Genomic DNA, 18387 nt, shown 5'->3' on the forward strand with positions numbered 1-18387 from the left:
CATCGTGATTTTGCTATCATGAACACTGACGTTCATGGGCAATATCACGGATAAGGGCTAGCCGAGATTGAATGTAGTGGCACAGAAAATCAGTTTCGTTAGAATCTAACAACACTTGCGTTTCGGTTTGTTTCACTAACCACTGCACCAAGCTAGCATCATCCAGTTGCAACAGGAGCTTGGCTTGGGCAGTTTCAACCACTGACCAAAGCTGACGCATAATCGTAGGAGTCATCAGACCTCAATTGAATAATTAGCTTTGTTGTTTTCAGATTACACAATTTTGATCGCACTTGAGACATAAATGTAGAGGCTGAGACAAGTATTATCAAAAACTTAATAATGGTATTTATAACTTTATGAAGATTAAGAATTTAAAACTCAGTTTTAAAAATGGGGATTGGAAATTGAGGCATGGGAAAGACAGATTTTCGTGGATTTAGTCGCAAATCCGAGAAAACAAATCCACTAAATTCTAAAAACTGGTTTTTTGTGTTTGCGAAGACCGAAATTATGTTGATTGTAGCCCAAGAAAGCCAGTTTTTTCAGGACTATATTGAATACTAAATCTGTCTTATAGAGTCCGTTTAGGATCTGAAGGGGTCGGGAATGGCGATCGGTCGCATACCAATATCGGCGAACAGCCTTGCACGCTGGTCGTCCGGCACCTCCGGCTGAGTCCAACCGGGCGGCGGCAGGTTCCTCGACTGCGTTAACTCGCCGAGCATGGCGACGCTGCGCTCAAAGCCGGCCGGGGTGTAGAGATTCAACAGGCGGGCGCTCTCGCTGTTTATGCGGAAAGCGTGGACGGTTCCTTTCGGGATGAACACGAGGGCGTTCTTGCCCGCATTATCGATGATAGTTTAAGGTTATTTTCATTTTGTCAATACCTCTAAGGAGTGACAAAATATGTAGTAATAATGTGAAAAAAAGTCCAATTTGGTGGGGGCGATCGCTAAGCAAACCGAGGCCGCCGAGGCTGCAAAGCTGTAAAACGCCGGCTAGGTCCGGCGCTCTACAAGAAGGGATCGTCCCTGTGCTTTGCTTGTTACCGACGTTCAACAAACGTTCGCGAACGTGGCATTTGCTTTGCGAAGCCCGTCACTTCGCGCGATTGTGCCCCGGAAAAGCCGCGGACGGGCCTTGATCTGAGTTGCTTTCGCCTTCCTTAATGTCCATGCCTTCGATCAGGCCGTTCGCGATGGTATAGACGTGCCACAACTCCGTATCTGACAGGACATCGCCTTTGAGATTTTTAACAAGTTGATGGACCTTGACATCGGCTTTGCCTGCCTCACGGTCGATGATCTGAAGCACTTCCACGTAAGGATCGAATTCAGCCCACTGACGCGTCCAGTAAGCACGGATGTCTTGTTTCCCGACTACTCGACCGCCTTCTGAAGCCTTTGGCCAACTGACGTTCTCACTCATCAGCGCGAGCGTGCCATCAATGTCTCGCCGATTAAACGCAGAGTAAGCCTGAGCTACCAATGTTTGTGTATTCATGATTCTCCTTTGAGTCGGGTAAGTGTATTACACACATATTTAAGAGATGCCTCTGGCGAGTTCCAGGATTGATCATTTCAGACCTTGCATGCACCTCGATTACGCGTTGCCGCCGGGGGTCTCGTTCAGCCTGTCGGCAAGCATTCGCATCAACCGGACGAGTTGGTCGAAGTCATCGCGGGACCAACCCCGGAATAGCGTCAAAGCGATCCGTTCGCGCGCTTCATCTACGGCATCTGTCGCGATCTTGCCCTTTTGCGTGATGACCGCTTCCCGCATTCGTCGATCCGCAGAGCTGATCTGACGGCTTACCAGACCGAGTTCTTCCAACCGTGCGACCTGCCGGCTAAGGGTCGTGTAGTCACGCCCCACGCGCCCCGCAAGGTTCACCACGCCGATCGGACCCAACTTGGCAATCAGCACAAGGGGCGTGAATAGGGCTGGTTCGAGGCTCAGCCCTGCCATCTCAAGCATGGCTTGATCAAGTTCGGGCCGATTCATAACGCCGACGATATCAAGGAGGGAACGATGCAGTCCTGGGAAAGCAGACTTAATGTGTGTACTGTGCACCTTCTCTAATGACATCCGATTGCCTCCCTCAGACATTATAGACGCACATAGATCAGCAACTGGAGAATGGTGGCAACGACTTTGCTGCCATGGCGTGAGAGGGCGGTCAGTTTGTTGCGTTCTGTGCGCATAGCACTTCTCCTCTCATCACAGTTTTTTGAGATCCATCCGCACTATGAGCCGATCCTTGATCTGGCACGTATGCTCAAACATGCCTCTTGAGATGACGGAACCGTCTAGCGCATAGACAACTTGGTCAATGCGGACCGCGCTCCTCTCTTCGGAGAGATCACTGATTGCGACGGGTTCATCGTGCGGGTGAATTTTTGCCCACTCTTTGAGCCAGTACGCTCAGACTGCATCTTTGCCGTGCAGCCTGACATCATCTTCCGGCCAATCGACATCGTCGCCCACGAGAGCGAGCAATGCATTGGCGTCCTGTCGATTGAACGCCGCGTAAGCCTGCAATATCAAATCTTTATGCTTTGAATTCATAATGGCTCCGTTGCTTTTGCCCGTATTCGGTTTGCTGGTCTGTTTGGTGGCACGTTCGCCGCTGCGACCGGTTACGTCGTCCTCGGCTAAGCCTGCGACGCCAGTCAACGGTAGCAGCGCAGCTCCGGAGATCAACGCAGTCAGAAGACGCATGGCCTCGCGGCGCGAGAGAGAATCATCGAGCAGAAATCCATGTTTCCCGAGTTTCATCTCGACTCCCCTAGTTCTGCACTGTTCGCGCTTATATGTGTAGGATACACACAACAGGCTCAGGATGCAAGAGCGAAATGATAATGTGCACAGCACACATAAATTTGTGTGAGGTCCATCAGATATTAGAGTGCGCCGTGCCGAGAATAGGCGGTTCTACCCATCTGTGATAGGTTAGGAGAACTGCCCCTTTGTCAAGGCAGGGCTGTTTCATTCGATAAGGTCATTATTTTGTCAAGAGTATGAGCGGTAAATTTAGGGAAGTGGGAAAAAGAAAAATTACCAGTTCAACGGATAAATTTAAGTGCAAATGCCATTTCCTTGTCTAATCAGATTTTTTAGTTACCTGATTTTTTTGCTTGAAACGCTTGTAAACCAGCGCCTTTTAGGGGATGAAACAGCCCTGCTTTGTCAAGGGGGTAGAGGAAAAGGTGATAAATCCAGCTTGGGGACAGGCTTTCGGAGATATTTAACCACGCCTAAATCTTGGTTTTCTTTTGCAGTGAAGTACTGAACTAGGTCTGTGGCTTTACCTTTATCGTAAGCGACGCTAAAATGATACAAACCCCGATAGACCATCTCTAAAGAAATGCGATCAAATGGAAGGGATAATTGATCGGCGATCGCGTCCCCCAAGTCAACCAAAACCGCATAAAATAACCAAGTAGCCCATACCTGTAATTTGATACCATTAATAGAACCCTTCGGGTTCGCCACTTGCTTCAAGCCGGGGAACCCGTCCAACGCAGTGGCTCACCAGTCCACAAATAAGACAATCCCAATAAACGTTTTACCGTGTGAAAAGCCTCTTCAATTTTCCATCTTCGTCGATACAAATCAGCCACAACGTAAGGAAGTAAAACATTTGGAGCAATGGCAGAAGTAATGTAATATAAGTCCGCTTTCCCAACGCGGATTTCCACCAATCGTAAAGTTAGAATAGGAGTGCCACCTCGACCAGTGCCAAGTTGAATTAATTGGTCTTTTCCAGAATAATCGTAAGTAAATACCTTTAATACTTTAATAGATGCTTTGGCTTTTAATCGAGTAATAAAGTCAACATTTTGATTAATAAGTTGATGAAAAAATTGGAAATGATAAAAGCCTCTGTCTAATAAAACTAAGGTTTTAGCAGGAAGTAAATTCAGAAGCAGTGTCTCAAAATTAGTATCGCTTGCCGATGGGTTTGTATGAAACCAAATTTCTATTGGTAGTCGAGTCACCAAATCAATCACTGTACAAATCTTTCCGGCTAACTGTCCTGTTTTCAGGTCTTCTAGGCTTTTGAGCTTACGGAATAAAGCTTCCAATGTTGTTCCATCCGCCACCCAAAGTTGTTCAAAATTCGTCTACGCAAACTTAATACTATCTGGTACTGGACGCCTGAGTCGTTGCTGCCAATTGTGTTGTAATTGAGGCAGTAAATCTTTAAATACTTGTTCAAATAGTTCTGCTGGAAAAACTAAAAATCTTTCTGCTAGCGACTGCTGAACAATTTTAGTAGCGCAACACCACAACAAATCTTCTCGTGCTAACAGACGAGTTAACTCTTGAACAGAAGGAACTTGTCTCCATAAAAGTGTTAATACTGCTGCTACCATTAAGGATAAATTAATTATACGATTTCGCAATCCTAATTACTTATAGTATTTTTGTTGAGGATCAATTGCTGGAGTTAATAAAGCCTCTAATTGTTGACTAATTACTTCGTTATTAATCGTAGGCGTATTATGCCGTTTGACATGGTCAGGATTACGGTTTGTTCGCTTAGGCATTTTGCATCAGCCAAACTTCTCATCACTTAGTTTGACATCTTTATCCGACAGTACACCTCCCGCCAACGGTGACCACGGTGTGACTGCCAGATCGAAGGCGTTTGCCATCGGTAACAAATCGCGTTCTGGCGTGCGTTCGACTAAACTGTACTCAATTTGCAGTGCGATAAATTGCGTCCAGCCATTGCATCGAGCTAACGTATTCGCTTCTGACACAATCCACGCAGGCGTATCGGACACGCCAATGTAAAGCACTTTACCTTGCCGCACCATATCATCAAATGTTCGCATCACTTCTTCAACGGGAGTGGTGAAGTCCCATGCGTGCAGCCACAGCACATCGACATAATCTGTATTCAAGCGCTTCAAACTGCCTTCAAGCGATTGCATGAGATTCTTGCGATGGTTGCCGCTGCCATTAGGATTTTTGCTGCTATCTTTCATCTGATTCGATAGCGAATACTTGGTGGCAACCACAAAGCGTTCTCGATCTGAAGCAATCAATTCACCGACAATCTTTTCGCTGCTCCCGTTGGTGTATTGGTTTGCCGTGTCGATAAAGTTTCCACCCGCTTCAACAAACGTCTCGAAAATCTGACGGCTCGTGTCTTTGGGCGCACCCCAGCCCCAGTCTTCACCAAAGGTCATCGTGCCGAGACACAGTTCAGACACGCGCAATCCACTCTTGCCAAATAATTTGTACCGCATGTTAGTAATTTTATTGTTGGGAGTTGCAATCAAATGACCAATAATCCTTTCTGATGAAACAATACCAACTCAACGAATACATCTACCGATTGAGATATTAGTGGATCAGCCTGAGAAACTGATTGATCGCGTTCACAATAGTTTGGCACTCCTAGCGATCGCAGGTAATTGGGGATCAAGAAATTAGTTTGGTTGATGCCAATTCTAGTTGCATAAAGTACTTTAAACTTTTAAGAACAATCTTTCCCAGGTAACTAACACCTTTTGGCTGTCGATGGACTCACAAAATCATGTAAATCTGCATCCCAAATGCTGATGTAAATAAAATCACATTTTTGGCGGATAATCTGACCTTTAACTGAGCCATTCTGAAAACTAAAATTATCAGACTGGCGCTGTTGTACCTGTTTAAGTCCCTGCTTCATTTCTTCAGTGGCTTGCCCATCTAACATTCCATTCAAGGTAGCCTCCATTACCTGCGGATCTACCGATTGAGCAAAAGCTACCTCAGTTTGACGCAGCACTTTAGAATTACGATCAAATAAGTAGCCAAGGTCAATTTTGTTTGGCACTAGTTTGTAAACAACAGCACGCGTCTTGGGCCATGCGCCTCTTAAATCTTGATTTGGTTTGCCGAGGGTAGCTTCTACGATGTTTCTTGCTGTACCTGTAGGGAATGCGGGGACGCTTTGTCTGCTGGTAGTGGCAGCTAATTTACTCCGGGGCTTGTTCTGTGGTGTGGAACGCACTTCTGGTGTGGGAACTGCGTTGGCATTGCCCGCCTTTGGCATCGCCTCATTCTCTGGTTCTGGCTGTGGTGTGAATACTGCTACTGGCGCTGGAGTATCTGAAGTTACAGGCTTCTTTTTTGGCAGTGGTGTGGATACAACAGGGGGATTAAAGGTTGGCAAAGAATCGGGAATTACTGGCTGTTGTGGTGGTGAGATCGGTACAACTGGAACTGGAGAAGTTTGGGAAGAAACAGGTGGTTCGGGAGATGCAGGAGTGGAAGGCAAAGATTTTGGCGATGGGGTGGGACTTGTGGCAATGGTTATTTCTGGTTGTTGCTGACGAGTGATGTTAGCAATTGCGATCGCACCAAGCAAGCCACCTACCAGCAAACTACCAACAATCACAGCAGGCTTTTGCCAGTTTCCACCAGAGGAAGACTCTGCGATCGCAGAATTTTTTTGCGGGGAATATAATGGTTGGGTTTGTCGAGTCGATGTCGCAGTGGGAGAAAAAATGACTGTGGAAGCATTTGCACCTGACTCAGGAGGTATATTACTAGCAGATTGCAAGGCATCGAAGATTTTACTAGCAGTGCTGTAGCGATCGCCAGCATGAGGTTTAATTGCCTGATTGAGTACCGCCGCCAATTGGGAAGAGACGTTAGGGGCGAACTGAAGCCAAAGTATTTCCCCAGTTTTGAGATCAGTTAGTAGTTCTTGCGGGTGTTTGCCAGTCAGCAGATAAATCGCCGTTAAACCTAAGCTGTAGATATCAGTGGCGTAAACTGGGCGGCCAACGGCTTGTTCGCTAGGCATATACCCAGGCGTACCAATGACCAGCGATCGCGTCGGGTGTCCTGGAGAATTCACCACGGAACGGATTGTTTCTTTGACTGCACCAAAATCAATCAAAACTGGCTTGCTATCAACAGAACGGAGAATAATATTATCTGGCTTGATATCCCGGTGAATAATGCCTTTGCTGTGGACATAATCCAAGACTGAAAGCAGACTCAAGAGAATTTGCCGAACAGCAGTTTCACTCTCAAATCCTTTGGCTTCGACAATTTTTGTCAGGGTTTGGCCGTGAATCCATTCTTGGACGAGGTAAAATTGCCCGTTCTCAGAAAAGTAGGCGTAGAGTTTGGGAATTTGGTCACTACTTTCACCCAAATACTCCAAGGTTGCTGCTTCCCGTTCAAAGCGCTGTTGGATAAGTTGGTAGGTTTGCGGGTCATTATTGGTTATCGGTTTGAGTTGCTTGATCACACAGCGACGGCGAGATGGCATATGGACATCTTCTGCCAGAAAGGTTTCGCCAAAACCACCAGCGCCGATTACTTGGATAACTCGATAGCGATTGTTTAGCAGGGTTAAAGTCATGAAAAATCACAAGCGTAGACACCGGAGATACTTCGCCTCTGGGCTTGTCGTCAGACATCGCCCTTTCCAAATGTACATCAGATGAGTTGATGAGTTATGGACACTGAATTGAGAACGGGTCTGTCTCCCAGTAGGGCGGATTGCCAAATTGCTGAATCAGGAAATCCATGAACACTTGAACACGTAGCGAGTGCTTACGATTGGGTAAATACAATGCATAAACACCTGTATCTGGATCAGTTTGTGGAGAGATTTGAAAATCAGACAACACTGCCTGCAATCGTCCAGCTTTAATATCTTCACCGATCAACCAGGTTGGCATCAAGATCAAACCACTGCCATCTAAACAAACTTGACGCAGTATCTCCGAATGGTTTGCTACTAAAGACCCACTCACTTTCACTTCACACACTTCTGTCTCACGCTGGAAGCGCCAGATTTGATGATTTGTGGAATAAGCAAACAGCAAACAATTGTGCTGAGTTAAGTCGTTGGGATGACTCGGTTTACCTTGTTGTTTAAAATAGGCTGGGCTACCGCAGACCAGCCAATGGTAAGTCGCGAGTTTGCGAACCATTAGATTGGCATTGGAACGATCGAGGTTGCCGATGCGGATGACCAAATCTAGATCGGCTTCTGCCAGGTTTGCGAGTCCATCGCTCAGTTGGAGGTCGAGTTTCACTTCTGGGTACTGAATCAGAAAATCGCTCAGAATCGGAGCAATGTGCAGCCGCCCAAAGGTCACAGGCAGACTGATTCGCAAAGTGCCGTGCGGAATATCACCCTGTTCCACAACACAAATGTTGGCTTCTTCCACATCTTGCAGAATCTGCACGGCTTTGTCGTAATACTTCTGCCCCTGTAGTGTGAGCGTGATGCTGCGCGTGGAGCGGTTGAGTAACTGAGTGTTCAGCATCGCTTCCAGGGAATTGATTTGGCGCGTCACCGAGGAGACGGCTAACCCTAACTGCCGTGCAGTTTCAGAAAAGCCACCAGTTTCTACGACTTTGACAAACGATCGCATCGCTGCCAGTTGATCCATCGCCTCCTCCCGGAACTGATTATTGCAAAAAACGCAAAGGTATTTAGCGTATTTAGTACATTAACATTCTTTTCAAATGAGATTAAAGTGAAACTATCAACAGTTGCAAAATAGTCCCAAAGGAGGCAACAATGACGCTGACGATCGCAATTACTTCTGATTTCATTTGTCCTTGGTGTTTAGTGGCAGAAACGCGGTTGAATCAAGCGGTCGCGCAACTAAATTCTGCTATTGAGATTGAGTACCTCTGGTTTCCCTTTGAGCTAAATCCGCAAATGCCAGCAGCCGGAATGGATCGCAAAGCCTATCGCACTGGCAAATTTGGCAGTTGGGAATACTCGCAAGGGTTGGACGCAAAAACGGTGCAGGCAACACAAGCTGATCATATTAACTTCCGCTACGACCTGATGAGTGTCACGCCCAACACCCTGAAAGCACATCGATTGACCTGGTTTGCAGGCAATCAGGGCAAAGCGACTGAGATAGCTGTCCGCATTCTTAATGCCTATTTCACAGAAGGTCGAAACATTGGCGATGTTGAGACTCTAGCAACTTTGGCAGCAGAGATCGGGATTGATCCTGCTCAAGTGAAGGCGTTTCTTGAGTCAGAAGCAGGAATTCAAGAAGTCAAAGACTTGGAACAACAAGCGATCGCCCAAGGAATTCATGGTGTTCCGGCCATTCGCATTGGTAGAGAAATCATATCTGGAGCGCAATCAGTTGAAGTCTTTCGGGTAGCTTTGCAACAAGCAGTGAATGAATTAGCAACCGCTTAATCACGCCTGTTGCAATCACAACTCAAATCAATAATCACAAAACAATGACGAATGATACAACTGCACAATCTGCTGCAAAAGTTCGGCTCTATGGTTTACCGAATTCAGCAGAAGCCTATGAAATTCGAGACTTCCTGAATCGCAGTGTGGTGGAATTTGATTGGATTGAACTTACGATTGATCAAGACTGTAATCGAGAACTAGGGTTTTCAGCCCTAAGTGATCTCCGCTTGCCAATGGTTGAGTTTCCAGATGGCACGCAACTTTTCTCGCCTTCCATTCGAGAAATTGCTCAACGACTGGGTTGGGTGACACAGCCAAAATTCCGTGAATACGATTTGTCAATTTATGGAGCAGGCCCGGCGGACTTGAGTGCGGCAGTATATGCTGCATCCGAAGGGCTACGCACGGTTTTGATTGAGCGTCACGCGGTGGGTGGACAAGCGGGTACGAGTTCATTGATTGAGAACTACATGGGTTTTCCTAAAGGAATTCGCGGGGCAGATTTAGCTGAGAGAGCGCGGCAGCAAGCCGTTAAGTTTGGGATTGAACTGTTGCTGTTGCGCGAAGGCATCAAAGCTGAGTTTAAAGACAATCGCATTAAATATCTGGAGGAAAATAGATGAACGCTACTGATTGTCGTGCCATTGTGATTGGTGGATCACTGGCAGGGCTATTTACGGGAACCCTGCTGCGATCAATTGGTTGGCAGGTCGATATTTATGAGCGATCGCCTCATCTGCTCGATAGTCGCGGCGGCGGCATTGTGCTCCAGCTTGATGTGATTGAAGCGTTTCAACGCGCGGGCATTTTCCAGGACAAACTGGGTGTCGTGGCGCAGGAGCGTTATTACTTGAAGCAAAATGGCAGCATTCAACGAATGCCGATGCGTCAAACCTTGACCTCCTGGAACTTGCTCTACGCTTCGATGCGGCGGCAGTTTCCAGATGAGCATTACCATCAAGGGAAATGCTTGAGCGAGATTGAGCAAAACGGCAATCAGGTGACAGCCATATTTGGGAATGGTACGCGTGAGACGGGCGATTTATTGGTAGGAGCCGATGGGCCGAATTCGACCATCCGCCAATTGCTGCTGCCTAGCTACACGCCCCAGTATGCAGGCTATGTCGGTTATCGCGGCTTAGTTGATGAATGGGAGCTAGACCCAGAAACGGCTGCCATTTTTACCGAGCGCTTTGTGTTCTATCAGTTTCCCAATTCACACATCCTGCAATACGTCATTCCAGGCGAGAATGAGTCGCTTGTGCCGGGAAAACGTCGCTTTAATTGGGTGTGGTATGTCAATTACGATCAAACAACTGAATTGCCGCACATTCTGAATTGCCGCACATTCTGACTGATAAGCACGGCAAGCGTCGAGATTTCTCGATTCCACCCGGTCTGATCGCGCCATCTGTAGAAGAGGAGATGCGATTGTATGCGAATCGAGTCTTAGTTATTCCGTTTCAAAAGCTAGTGGCAGCAACAAAAGAACCGTTTGTGCAAGCCATTCTGGATCTGGGTGTGCCCCAAATGACATTTGATCGCATTGCCTTAGTGGGAGATGCAGCGTTCATCCCCCGCCCGCACACCGCAGCGAGTACCTCAAAAGCAGCAGCAAACGCGATCGCGCTCGTTGATGCCCTCATGGTTCATCAGGATGTCTCAAAAGCACTCTCCGCTTGGGAAGGCGATCAACTGGCGCTGGGAATGCGGTTATGGAAACATGGTCAAGCTTTGGGAGAGCAATCCCAGTTTATCTATGGCCCAGAGCGCTGGGAGGGAGAGCAATGAAGTCATTAATGAGCCTGAATCGGTTTGAGACATTTAGCAATGGCGTGTTTGCGATCGCAATCACCCTACTGGTAACTGAAATTAAACTACCGGATCTGTCTCACGCGGCTCCATCAGAAGTGACCAGTGAAATGATGCACATTGCACCGCACCTGTTGAGCTATGTCACTTGAATCGACGAAGCCCGTCTAGTGTCAAGTTCGTGATTTTCTCAGTACCCATCAAGAACACATTCAATGCAATCCCAATGCATCAGCCACATTGTTAATGCGTTCCCCTGCATTAAAAACGCTACGCTTTTACGCAAAGCTGTACTAAGTGAACTCTATAGTCTCAACAAACTCTAAAATACTCTCCTTGATGTCTTCCGCCTCTTCTTCAAGGGAATCAGGAGTTTCGCCGTTAATAAAGCTGTGCTGACTACTAACTATATACAAAAATTCACCACTGATAAAGGTGAGCAGCCCCCGGTAAGCGTCTAATCTGATCGCAGTTCCATTATTTTCTTGCTTAGAAATTGTCGAACCTTTGGGCATATCGATTAACACGTAGTAAGCGCCTCGCAAAGTATCTTTCAGATATTCGCTATACTCCACAGAAGCATCTGGTACATTCACAAAAATCGCTTGCGGTACGTACTTGTCTACTAAGATTGTTTGTAAATATTCTTCTTGTCCAACAGACTCCAGTTCCTCTAACTGTTCTAGAGGGAAAGGATAATAATCGATTCTCAGCAAAGTACCGATGTCATCAGAAAAGCCAACTACTCCTTCCTGGCTTTGAATTCTACCACCCTGATGCGGATCAACTGGAATCTGCACAGTAAAGTTACCTAAGGGTGATTGATATGTCTGTTGACTAAAATCTTCTATGACTACTGTTTCATCTTCGTCGTCTGCATATTCGTCGTCTACATATTCTTCTTCTGTTTCTTTAAAGGCTGCAATTACCTCCTTGATGATTTCCTCTGCTTCTTCATCCTCCAGTTCTAAGGCTGCCTGTAGCTTTTTGAGGTAGGCTTGTTTCGGTTTCGAGATGGCGAGTTGATCGTCTAAAAGCACTATCACCCCAGCTGCAAAACCATCCAGCACTAATTCTTCAGACAGAGATACTTTGGCGGTATTAAACAGGGGTCCAATTCCCTCTTCTTCGGCAATGCCTATGAGTCTATCAACTATTTCGGCGATTTCATCTTCTGAGTATTCCTCGAAGACCTCGAATTCCCAGAGGATACCCGCTAAACTTTCTGCATCTACATCTTCAATGGCTGAATCAGCGATCGCAGTCACAGTTGCGATCGCCGCCACCGCTTCCTCTGGACTTAGTGATTCCTCTGATGTCTTTGGTGAGTTAAAAACCAAGTCATATTTTGTCATAATTGCTACCTAAATTAATTCTTTGATAGTAATAACAGATTGAAAGTGACAATGGTCAGTTTACCAATGGAGCGAATCTTCTAGAGAAAAAGTTGACTAACTAAGTAGGACGGCGTAAATAAAAAGGTTTGTAGTGTTCCCATAGCGTCTCGTAGAGAGGACTAAAGTCCTCTGGTGCGTCCGCTACGCGAGCAAAAAAGGGCTGGAGCCGCTGACTACCAAATCAATTACAATAATTTTACATTGCAAAACACATAGTTTGATTTATTCCCACCGACTTAACTTACGTCGTTTACTCAGTATTGCTCAGGGATAACGAAACCTTGTTGACAGCTAATCTCCAGCGCTAATTAAGCCTTGCTGTAATCAGACTCTACAAAACGCTGACTTCCCATATCATCGGCTCAGTATTTACCGCTGGCGACTTTGACTAAATATTGTAAATTTTTATGATCAAGCAATTACTGTTAATAATTGCTATATTGTTTGGTTTTTATTCTCTAGCAGATGAATTATATCTATCGATAGAATTAGGAACTAGCTAGCGATAGATCCTTACACCGTGGGCCGGATGTCACAATAGCGAAATTTGTAGTTACACACAATACTCGAAACGTTGTACTGTTGGTTCTACAAACGTGAAAACGTGAATTTCATGAAATTTTGAGTTTTTTTTATGGTACAAACCCCTCCATCTCAGTTTTCACCAGATCAATACAAAGTTGATTCTGCACACGAAAAAGTACAAGCTATTATAGAAACACCACCATCAGAGACTGAGATTGACCTAGAGTTTCTTTACACCAGAGATATTGAATTTCGTCAGGAAACCATTTACTTTCTTGTGGTCGATCGCTTTTATGATGGCGATCAAGATAACAGCGAAGGTGCAAACTCAGAACTGTACGATCCAAGTAGACAAGAATGGGGTAAGTACTGGGGTGGTGACTTGCAAGGTGTCATCGATAAATTAGATTATCTCAAAAATATGGGAGTGACTGCCCTTTGGCTAACTCCACTGTTTGAGCAGGTTGAAGAATTATTTGTTGGTAATGCAGCGCTACATGGCTATTGGACAAAAGACTTTAAACGGCTCAATCCTCGCTATATTGCTGAAGGAGAGAACCCTTCTTTAAATGCTACCCAAGAAGAAAAAAATACAACCTTTGATCGGTTAATTGCAGAACTGCACAAGCGCAATATGAAGCTAGTGCTAGATATTGTCTGCAACCATAGCACACCTGATACCAGCGGTAGCAAAGGAGAATTGTATGATGATGGTGTGAAAATTGCTGACTTCAATGATGATGTCAATCATTGGTATCACCACTATGGCGAAGTGCAAAACTGGGAAGACGATTGGCAAGTGCAGAATTGTGAACTGTCTGGTTTAGCAACTTTCAATGAAAACAATACTGAATATCGTGAGTATATCAAGTCAGCCATTAAACAATGGCTAGATCGCGGTGTAGATGCACTGCGGGTGGATACTGTCAAGCATATGCCCATTTGGTTTTGGCAAGAATTCACTGGCGATATGAGCAATCACAAACCAGATGTATTTATTTTTGGTGAATGGATTTACAGTAATCCTACTGACGATCTCTCAGTGGAATTTGTTAACCACTCAGGCATGACACTTCTAGACTTTGGGTTATGTGTGGCAATCCGAGCCGCACTGGGGCAAGGTTCAGAGATGGGATTCCAAACAATTCAATACATTTTTGACCAGGATTATCGCTATAACGGGGCAGCAGAATTAGTCACTTTCATCGATAACCATGATATGTGCCGCTTCCAATCGCTGAACCCCGATCCAGCGATGCTGAAGGTTGCGATCGCCTTAATTATGACATCTCGCGGCATTCCCTGCATTTACTACGGTACAGAACAGTATCTGCATAACGACACCGACGGTGGTAACGACCCTTATAACCGCCCAATGATGGAAAATTGGGATCCTGAGAGTGAGATTTATCGTTGCATCAGGCTGCTGTCTGGTTTACGGCGACTAAATCCTGCCGTGTCAATGGGTAGTCACTGGCAAAAATATCTCACCCCCGACATTTACTGTTATGTGCGTCGTTATCGTGACTCCCTATGTTTTGTAGCTTTAAACCGGGGAGGAGAAGTTACTCTCCCAGAAGTAGAAACAGAATTGCCCGATGGGGAACATACCTGCGTAGTGACTCGCAATAAGTATGAAGTGAAAGATGGTAAGATTTATGACTTAGTACTAGAAGAACGGGGAGTGATTGTTTTCAGCCACGTTGGGGAACGGATAAAAGCACAGACAATTGTGCGCGTCCAACTCAATGGTGTGGATACCCAACCCGGTGAAATCATTGTGGTAACTGGAGATTGCCCAGAGTTAGGTAACTGGGATATCAGCAAAGCATATCCCCTAGAGTACATCAACTCGAATACCTGGTCTGCCGAGATTCCCTTTGATGAGAGTACTGGTAAGCTGATTGCTTATAAATATGCCATGTGGCGGGAGGGGCGATCGCCTCTGCGTGAAAATCTTGTAAATCGTCGCTGGGTAATTGCCAAAGAAGGGACTGTAAAATGGCGTGATACCTGGGCATCGGGAAGAGAATCTTAGAAATTTCAGATAAATAATCAAGTGTGAAGGAGCAAAATTTTCATCCTTCGCACTTCATTGGATGTGAATTGATAGCGCTTCTCCTACCCTGTCTTAAGCCGCTACACTCTATGTATGCAATACTCTAATTTCTAAATACTTCTTGAATATATTTTAGTTTACAGTGATCGGGATCACACCATTTTATTAGTAAAAATAGATAGTATCAAGCACATAAACACCAAGTAACTGTCAAAATGAGGAGCTAAAAGGCTCTACTTTTACAGGATAAAGGGATGCATGATACCTTGATGAGGACTAAACTCACCAGTTTTTAATTCTTACCAAGTTATTTAAAAAAATGAGAAAAAGGTAAATGATAATGCTCGAACTATTACAAAAAAATCAATTAAGTGCTACAAAAACACTAAAAGTTAAAAATGAAATCTTGGCACGAGTTCAAGATCGAAAACCAGAAACTTTAAATGCCGAAATGAAGTTTTACAAAACTGAATTACTTCCCTATTTTATCAAGTTGAGCCAACATAATCCTACTTTCAGTGTAACAGAGCAATTACGGCTTTTAGTAGGTGTTTGGACACCAATCTGGTCTACCATATCGTTTCATGAAAGTTTACCAAAAAGAATACAGGAGCAGTCCTTCCAGATTTTCCAGCGTGATGGTTACTGTGCCAGTATAGCTCGCTATATACTGGGAAAAGAGTCGTCTTTATCCCAGAATTTTGAATCAAAATTACCAGCTTATGATTTCATGGTGATCCAAAAATATGGAGTTCAAAATGGTAAATGGGATCTTCAAAACATTGATAGATTTCAGGCTTTTAAAAATAGAGAAATTCCTCTAACTTTAGAATCAGTCTACAACTGGTTTACTAATGTAGTTAACACTAAAGTCAAACTGAATGCGTCAAAACTGGCTTTGCCTAAAGCTGTCAAATTAGAAAATCTAGAGATAAATCATCCTAATGAATTTCAAAAAACATCCTTAGCAGCTTCTCAAGTGTTTGAGAATTTATATATAGATAATGACTGGCGACTTGTGAAAACTCAAACAGATGCCTCACATCTACCTAATTACACAATTGCTGTGAGGAGGCGATAAAGATAATAATTTCTGTCAATCGAAAAGTTTTTGTCAGATACCAAGTATAAGTGTGCTAAACCGTAGTCTGCGCCATACTAATGTAGTAGTTAGCTGCTTTAGTAATTTTATACTCATGACACTTTTCTCCTACTGCCTACGTTTCGATGATGGCTCGGCTCCTAACCCATTCTGGGAAGTTTGCACTCTCGCAATTTGCAAGCCTGTTATCCGACGAGTAGCAAGCATTGGAGATTGGGTTGTAGGACTTGGTTCTACACAGTCACCAATTGGGAATATCGCTGATTACGTTGTGTATGCGATGCAGGTAACGGACAAGATGACATTGCAAGAATACGACGAGTTTTGCCGAGTTCATAGTCCTCACAAAATTCCAAAGTGGGAGAGCGAGAAATTCGAGTATCGTGTTGGCGATTGCATCTACGATTACAGCCAAGGAGAACAAATAGTATTGCGTCCAAGTGTTCATGGCAAAAGTAATCAACAAACAGATTTAGGCGGTATCAGTGTTTTAATGTCGCGGCACTTCTACTACTTCGGTGACAAGGCTGTTCATTTGCCTGCTTCGCTCACTCCACTTGTTCATAAAAACCAAGGACACAAATCGACAGCAAATCACCTATACGTAAAGCCATTTGTAACTTGGATCGATAATTTAGGGTACACGCCTAACCAAGTATATGGTGAACCCCAACTAAAAAAGGAATTTATCTTCAACCCAGATATTAACGGTTGCTGTGCCCGATGCAACTTGCAAGATGACGATGCTGATGAGAGGAGTAATTGCTAGATTACTTTTGTAAGATATCTAGTACAGCACTGCATTGGGCGAAAATATGATAAATGTCGTTGAAAGCAGAGGGGGTAACTGTTGATGAGTAAAGCAACACTCTACAATCAGGACTTTCTACTGTGGACACAACAACAGGCTGAGTGCCTGAAGAAAGGACGCTGGGCTGAGTTAGACGTTGAACATTTGGTAGAGGAACTAGAGGCTTTGGGTCGGAGTGAACAAAAGGAACTTGGAAGTTATTTGCAGGTGCTTTTAATGCACTTACTCAAATGCCAATATCAACCAGAGCGAAAAACCAAAAGTTGGGTTAACACAATCTCTAACAGCCGAAACCAAATTCAAGATTGCTTGGAAGATACTCCCAGTTTGCAGCGCTTTCTTGAGGATTGGGAGTGGATAGAGAAATATTATCGCCGTGCCCGTCGAGACGCAGCGAAGGAGACTCAAATGCCAATAGAAACTTTTCCCCTTGAGTGTCCTTTCACTATGGAACAAGTTCTTAATCCTGACTTCCTCTAAGTTAGACTGCTGATCCTAAGCAATATGAATGATATCATGTCCGTTGCTGAATCAGAGTATGAATTGGCATTTTTCGATATGACTAAACAACGGTTCTTTGCGCCTTTGCGTCTTTGCGTGAGACTAATTCATACTTTCAATCAGCAACGCCATATCATGTCCGGCTAATCACAAATCAATTAAAATTTCTCCGCGTAAGAGCGTCCCCGTGTCTTTGCGTCAGCCTAAATAATAAGTCTTTTACCGGACATGAGATGAGTGGTACAAAGAAGACCTCGCCTCCACGCAAACCAGCATCATAAATACCTGAATCAAATCCTATATCTAATTTTTTTGCTATGGTGATCCCAAAGGAATTATTAAGTACTTACGAGGTGTCAATCAAGTAACTATTTAATTAACTTGTATATTAAACTACAAATGCACACAAATATATTCTCTAGAAAGTGGATCTATTTTGTTACTGATTGGGTTGGGCAATACGCATTTCGCTCTCTTCCAATGTTTGTAACAATAGACTCCTTGCCTGCAATTGCCAACCCCATTTCTGAATTCTGTAAGCTAATACAGTCCCCACTACAGATGCTAACAAGCCTATGGGTTGATTTAAAGAAATTCCCAGTAACAAACCCAATCCAGCAATTCCCCAAAATGGTAAGGCTACCGCTTGTCTTTGTTCTTCGACAATTTGGGTAATTATATTAGATTTTGTAGTAGCAAGTAATGCCTCTTTGACTTGCTGCTGTTCTGTTGCTGATACTGTTAAACCTATTTTACGGCGCAGTTTTTCAATTTTACGGGCATCAGTGCTGTACTCAGTTAGCTCATCTTCTGCCATTTTTAGCAGTCGTTCTAGTTGCACCATTGTGGATTGCTTCAGGTATTCAGATATAGCCATTATCTCGAATAATTGTTATTTCTAAACTATAGTTTGCAATTTAATTGCACAATCCAAAATCACCTCGCTGGCTGCAAAATCTAAAATTGAAGATGGAAAAAATA

At 44.5% G+C, this 18387-nt stretch carries 21 protein-coding genes and 1 pseudogene; 10 read left to right on the top strand and 12 right to left on the bottom strand.

Going from position 1 to position 18387, the window contains the following annotated elements; all coding sequences use genetic code 11:
• Window positions 1-16 precede the first annotated feature (16 nt).
• The 10 genes and pseudogenes from V7K49_RS04160 to V7K49_RS04205 form a co-directional block, all read right to left on the bottom strand.
• Complete coding sequence (locus V7K49_RS04160; protein WP_163937100.1) at window positions 17-235, bottom strand: hypothetical protein; 219 nt, start codon at window positions 233-235, stop codon at window positions 17-19.
• A 352-nt stretch (window positions 236-587) separates the two neighbouring features.
• On the bottom strand, window positions 588-830 hold the full coding sequence (locus tag V7K49_RS04165; protein WP_335204628.1) for a hypothetical protein: 243 nt from the start codon (window positions 828-830) through the stop codon (window positions 588-590).
• A gap of 271 nt (window positions 831-1101) precedes the next feature.
• Window positions 1102-1506, bottom strand: a complete 405-nt coding sequence (locus tag V7K49_RS04170) for a nuclear transport factor 2 family protein (protein ID WP_334867281.1) — start codon at window positions 1504-1506, stop codon at window positions 1102-1104.
• A 99-nt stretch (window positions 1507-1605) separates the two neighbouring features.
• On the bottom strand, window positions 1606-2091 hold the full coding sequence (locus V7K49_RS04175) for a MarR family winged helix-turn-helix transcriptional regulator (protein WP_335204629.1): 486 nt from the start codon (window positions 2089-2091) through the stop codon (window positions 1606-1608).
• 336 nt (window positions 2092-2427) lie between these two features.
• A complete protein-coding gene (locus tag V7K49_RS04180) occupies window positions 2428-2781 on the bottom strand; it encodes a nuclear transport factor 2 family protein (RefSeq protein WP_335204630.1) in 354 nt (117 codons plus the stop codon).
• A 423-nt stretch (window positions 2782-3204) separates the two neighbouring features.
• Window positions 3205-4556: pseudogene (locus tag V7K49_RS04185) on the bottom strand (IS4 family transposase); the annotation flags it as partial.
• Between the two features lie 6 nt (window positions 4557-4562).
• Window positions 4563-5264, bottom strand: a complete 702-nt coding sequence (locus V7K49_RS04190) for an aldo/keto reductase (RefSeq protein WP_335204631.1) — start codon at window positions 5262-5264, stop codon at window positions 4563-4565.
• Between the two features lie 29 nt (window positions 5265-5293).
• Complete coding sequence (locus tag V7K49_RS04195) at window positions 5294-5443, bottom strand: hypothetical protein (RefSeq protein ID WP_335204632.1); 150 nt, start codon at window positions 5441-5443, stop codon at window positions 5294-5296.
• A gap of 75 nt (window positions 5444-5518) precedes the next feature.
• Complete coding sequence (locus V7K49_RS04200; RefSeq protein ID WP_335204633.1) at window positions 5519-7378, bottom strand: protein kinase domain-containing protein; 1860 nt, start codon at window positions 7376-7378, stop codon at window positions 5519-5521.
• A 94-nt stretch (window positions 7379-7472) separates the two neighbouring features.
• Window positions 7473-8420 (bottom strand): LysR family transcriptional regulator, encoded by a 948-nt coding sequence (locus tag V7K49_RS04205; protein WP_334867271.1) that lies wholly within the window; start codon window positions 8418-8420, stop codon window positions 7473-7475.
• A 131-nt stretch (window positions 8421-8551) separates the two neighbouring features.
• Here V7K49_RS04205 and V7K49_RS04210 point away from each other — a divergent pair, with 131 nt between their 5' ends.
• Genes V7K49_RS04210 through V7K49_RS04230 form a run of 5 tightly spaced genes read left to right on the top strand, consistent with a single transcriptional unit; the run spans window position 8552 to window position 11163 of the window.
• On the top strand, window positions 8552-9196 hold the full coding sequence (locus V7K49_RS04210; protein ID WP_335204634.1) for a DsbA family oxidoreductase: 645 nt from the start codon (window positions 8552-8554) through the stop codon (window positions 9194-9196).
• 44 nt (window positions 9197-9240) lie between these two features.
• Window positions 9241-9822, top strand: coding sequence for an NAD(P)/FAD-dependent oxidoreductase (locus V7K49_RS04215; protein WP_335204635.1), 582 nt, complete (start codon window positions 9241-9243; stop codon window positions 9820-9822).
• Entirely contained in the window at window positions 9819-10553 is a 735-nt protein-coding gene (locus V7K49_RS04220; RefSeq protein WP_335204636.1) for an FAD binding domain-containing protein, read from the top strand. The genes V7K49_RS04215 and V7K49_RS04220 overlap by 4 nt, the downstream gene beginning before the upstream one ends.
• Window positions 10538-10990, top strand: a complete 453-nt coding sequence (locus tag V7K49_RS04225) for an FAD binding domain-containing protein (RefSeq protein ID WP_335204637.1) — start codon at window positions 10538-10540, stop codon at window positions 10988-10990. The genes V7K49_RS04220 and V7K49_RS04225 overlap by 16 nt, the downstream gene beginning before the upstream one ends.
• Window positions 10987-11163 (top strand): TMEM175 family protein, encoded by a 177-nt coding sequence (locus V7K49_RS04230; RefSeq protein WP_334867262.1) that lies wholly within the window; start codon window positions 10987-10989, stop codon window positions 11161-11163. The genes V7K49_RS04225 and V7K49_RS04230 overlap by 4 nt, the downstream gene beginning before the upstream one ends.
• A 141-nt stretch (window positions 11164-11304) precedes the next feature.
• On the opposite strand, the gene V7K49_RS04235 is transcribed toward V7K49_RS04230, so the two are convergent.
• Complete coding sequence (locus V7K49_RS04235; RefSeq protein ID WP_334867260.1) at window positions 11305-12366, bottom strand: hypothetical protein; 1062 nt, start codon at window positions 12364-12366, stop codon at window positions 11305-11307.
• A gap of 676 nt (window positions 12367-13042) precedes the next feature.
• Between V7K49_RS04235 and V7K49_RS04240 the strand changes: the two genes are divergently transcribed.
• The 5 genes from V7K49_RS04240 to V7K49_RS04260 all read left to right on the top strand — a co-directional run bounded on the left by V7K49_RS04240 (window position 13043) and on the right by V7K49_RS04260 (window position 17553).
• A complete protein-coding gene (locus V7K49_RS04240) occupies window positions 13043-14971 on the top strand; it encodes an alpha-amylase family glycosyl hydrolase (RefSeq protein ID WP_334867258.1) in 1929 nt (642 codons plus the stop codon).
• 361 nt (window positions 14972-15332) lie between these two features.
• The gene (locus tag V7K49_RS04245) at window positions 15333-16073 is read left to right on the top strand and encodes a hypothetical protein (protein ID WP_335204638.1); all 741 of its coding nucleotides are present in this window, start codon (window positions 15333-15335) and stop codon (window positions 16071-16073) included.
• Between the two features lie 115 nt (window positions 16074-16188).
• Entirely contained in the window at window positions 16189-16863 is a 675-nt protein-coding gene (locus V7K49_RS04250) for a hypothetical protein (protein WP_334867254.1), read from the top strand.
• Between the two features lie 84 nt (window positions 16864-16947).
• Window positions 16948-17385, top strand: coding sequence for a DUF29 domain-containing protein (locus V7K49_RS04255; protein ID WP_334725679.1), 438 nt, complete (start codon window positions 16948-16950; stop codon window positions 17383-17385).
• Between the two features lie 24 nt (window positions 17386-17409).
• Window positions 17410-17553, top strand: coding sequence for a hypothetical protein (locus V7K49_RS04260; protein WP_334867250.1), 144 nt, complete (start codon window positions 17410-17412; stop codon window positions 17551-17553).
• 292 nt (window positions 17554-17845) lie between these two features.
• On the opposite strand, the gene V7K49_RS04265 is transcribed toward V7K49_RS04260, so the two are convergent.
• Window positions 17846-18250 carry a hypothetical protein gene (locus V7K49_RS04265; protein WP_335204660.1) on the bottom strand — a complete coding sequence of 135 codons (405 nt, stop codon included), beginning with the start codon at window positions 18248-18250 and terminating at the stop codon, window positions 17846-17848.
• Window positions 18251-18387: the final 137 nt, after the last annotated feature.

The organism is Nostoc sp. (assembly GCF_036919675.1).
Taxonomy (GTDB): Bacteria; Cyanobacteriota; Cyanobacteriia; order Cyanobacteriales; family Nostocaceae; genus Nostoc.

Bases quoted from the DNA above. Each gene is read 5' to 3' on its own strand.
- V7K49_RS04170 (WP_334867281.1), bottom strand. From the start codon at position 1,506: ATGAATACACAAACATTGGTAGCTCAGGCTTACTCTGCGTTTAATCGG.
- V7K49_RS04260 (WP_334867250.1), top strand. From the start codon at position 17,410: ATGAATGATATCATGTCCGTTGCTGAATCAGAGTATGAATTGGCATTT.
- V7K49_RS04265 (WP_335204660.1), bottom strand. From the start codon at position 18,250: ATGGTGCAACTAGAACGACTGCTAAAAATGGCAGAAGATGAGCTAACT.
- V7K49_RS04200 (WP_335204633.1), bottom strand. From the start codon at position 7,378: ATGACTTTAACCCTGCTAAACAATCGCTATCGAGTTATCCAAGTAATC.
- V7K49_RS04190 (WP_335204631.1), bottom strand. From the start codon at position 5,264: ATGCGGTACAAATTATTTGGCAAGAGTGGATTGCGCGTGTCTGAACTG.
- V7K49_RS04175 (WP_335204629.1), bottom strand. From the start codon at position 2,091: ATGTCATTAGAGAAGGTGCACAGTACACACATTAAGTCTGCTTTCCCA.
- V7K49_RS04245 (WP_335204638.1), top strand. From the start codon at position 15,333: ATGCTCGAACTATTACAAAAAAATCAATTAAGTGCTACAAAAACACTA.
- V7K49_RS04160 (WP_163937100.1), bottom strand. From the start codon at position 235: ATGACTCCTACGATTATGCGTCAGCTTTGGTCAGTGGTTGAAACTGCC.
- V7K49_RS04240 (WP_334867258.1), top strand. From the start codon at position 13,043: ATGGTACAAACCCCTCCATCTCAGTTTTCACCAGATCAATACAAAGTT.
- V7K49_RS04250 (WP_334867254.1), top strand. From the start codon at position 16,189: ATGACACTTTTCTCCTACTGCCTACGTTTCGATGATGGCTCGGCTCCT.
- V7K49_RS04180 (WP_335204630.1), bottom strand. From the start codon at position 2,781: ATGAAACTCGGGAAACATGGATTTCTGCTCGATGATTCTCTCTCGCGC.
- V7K49_RS04205 (WP_334867271.1), bottom strand. From the start codon at position 8,420: ATGGATCAACTGGCAGCGATGCGATCGTTTGTCAAAGTCGTAGAAACT.
- V7K49_RS04235 (WP_334867260.1), bottom strand. From the start codon at position 12,366: ATGACAAAATATGACTTGGTTTTTAACTCACCAAAGACATCAGAGGAA.
- V7K49_RS04230 (WP_334867262.1), top strand. From the start codon at position 10,987: ATGAAGTCATTAATGAGCCTGAATCGGTTTGAGACATTTAGCAATGGC.
- V7K49_RS04215 (WP_335204635.1), top strand. From the start codon at position 9,241: ATGACGAATGATACAACTGCACAATCTGCTGCAAAAGTTCGGCTCTAT.
- V7K49_RS04210 (WP_335204634.1), top strand. From the start codon at position 8,552: ATGACGCTGACGATCGCAATTACTTCTGATTTCATTTGTCCTTGGTGT.
- V7K49_RS04220 (WP_335204636.1), top strand. From the start codon at position 9,819: ATGAACGCTACTGATTGTCGTGCCATTGTGATTGGTGGATCACTGGCA.
- V7K49_RS04255 (WP_334725679.1), top strand. From the start codon at position 16,948: ATGAGTAAAGCAACACTCTACAATCAGGACTTTCTACTGTGGACACAA.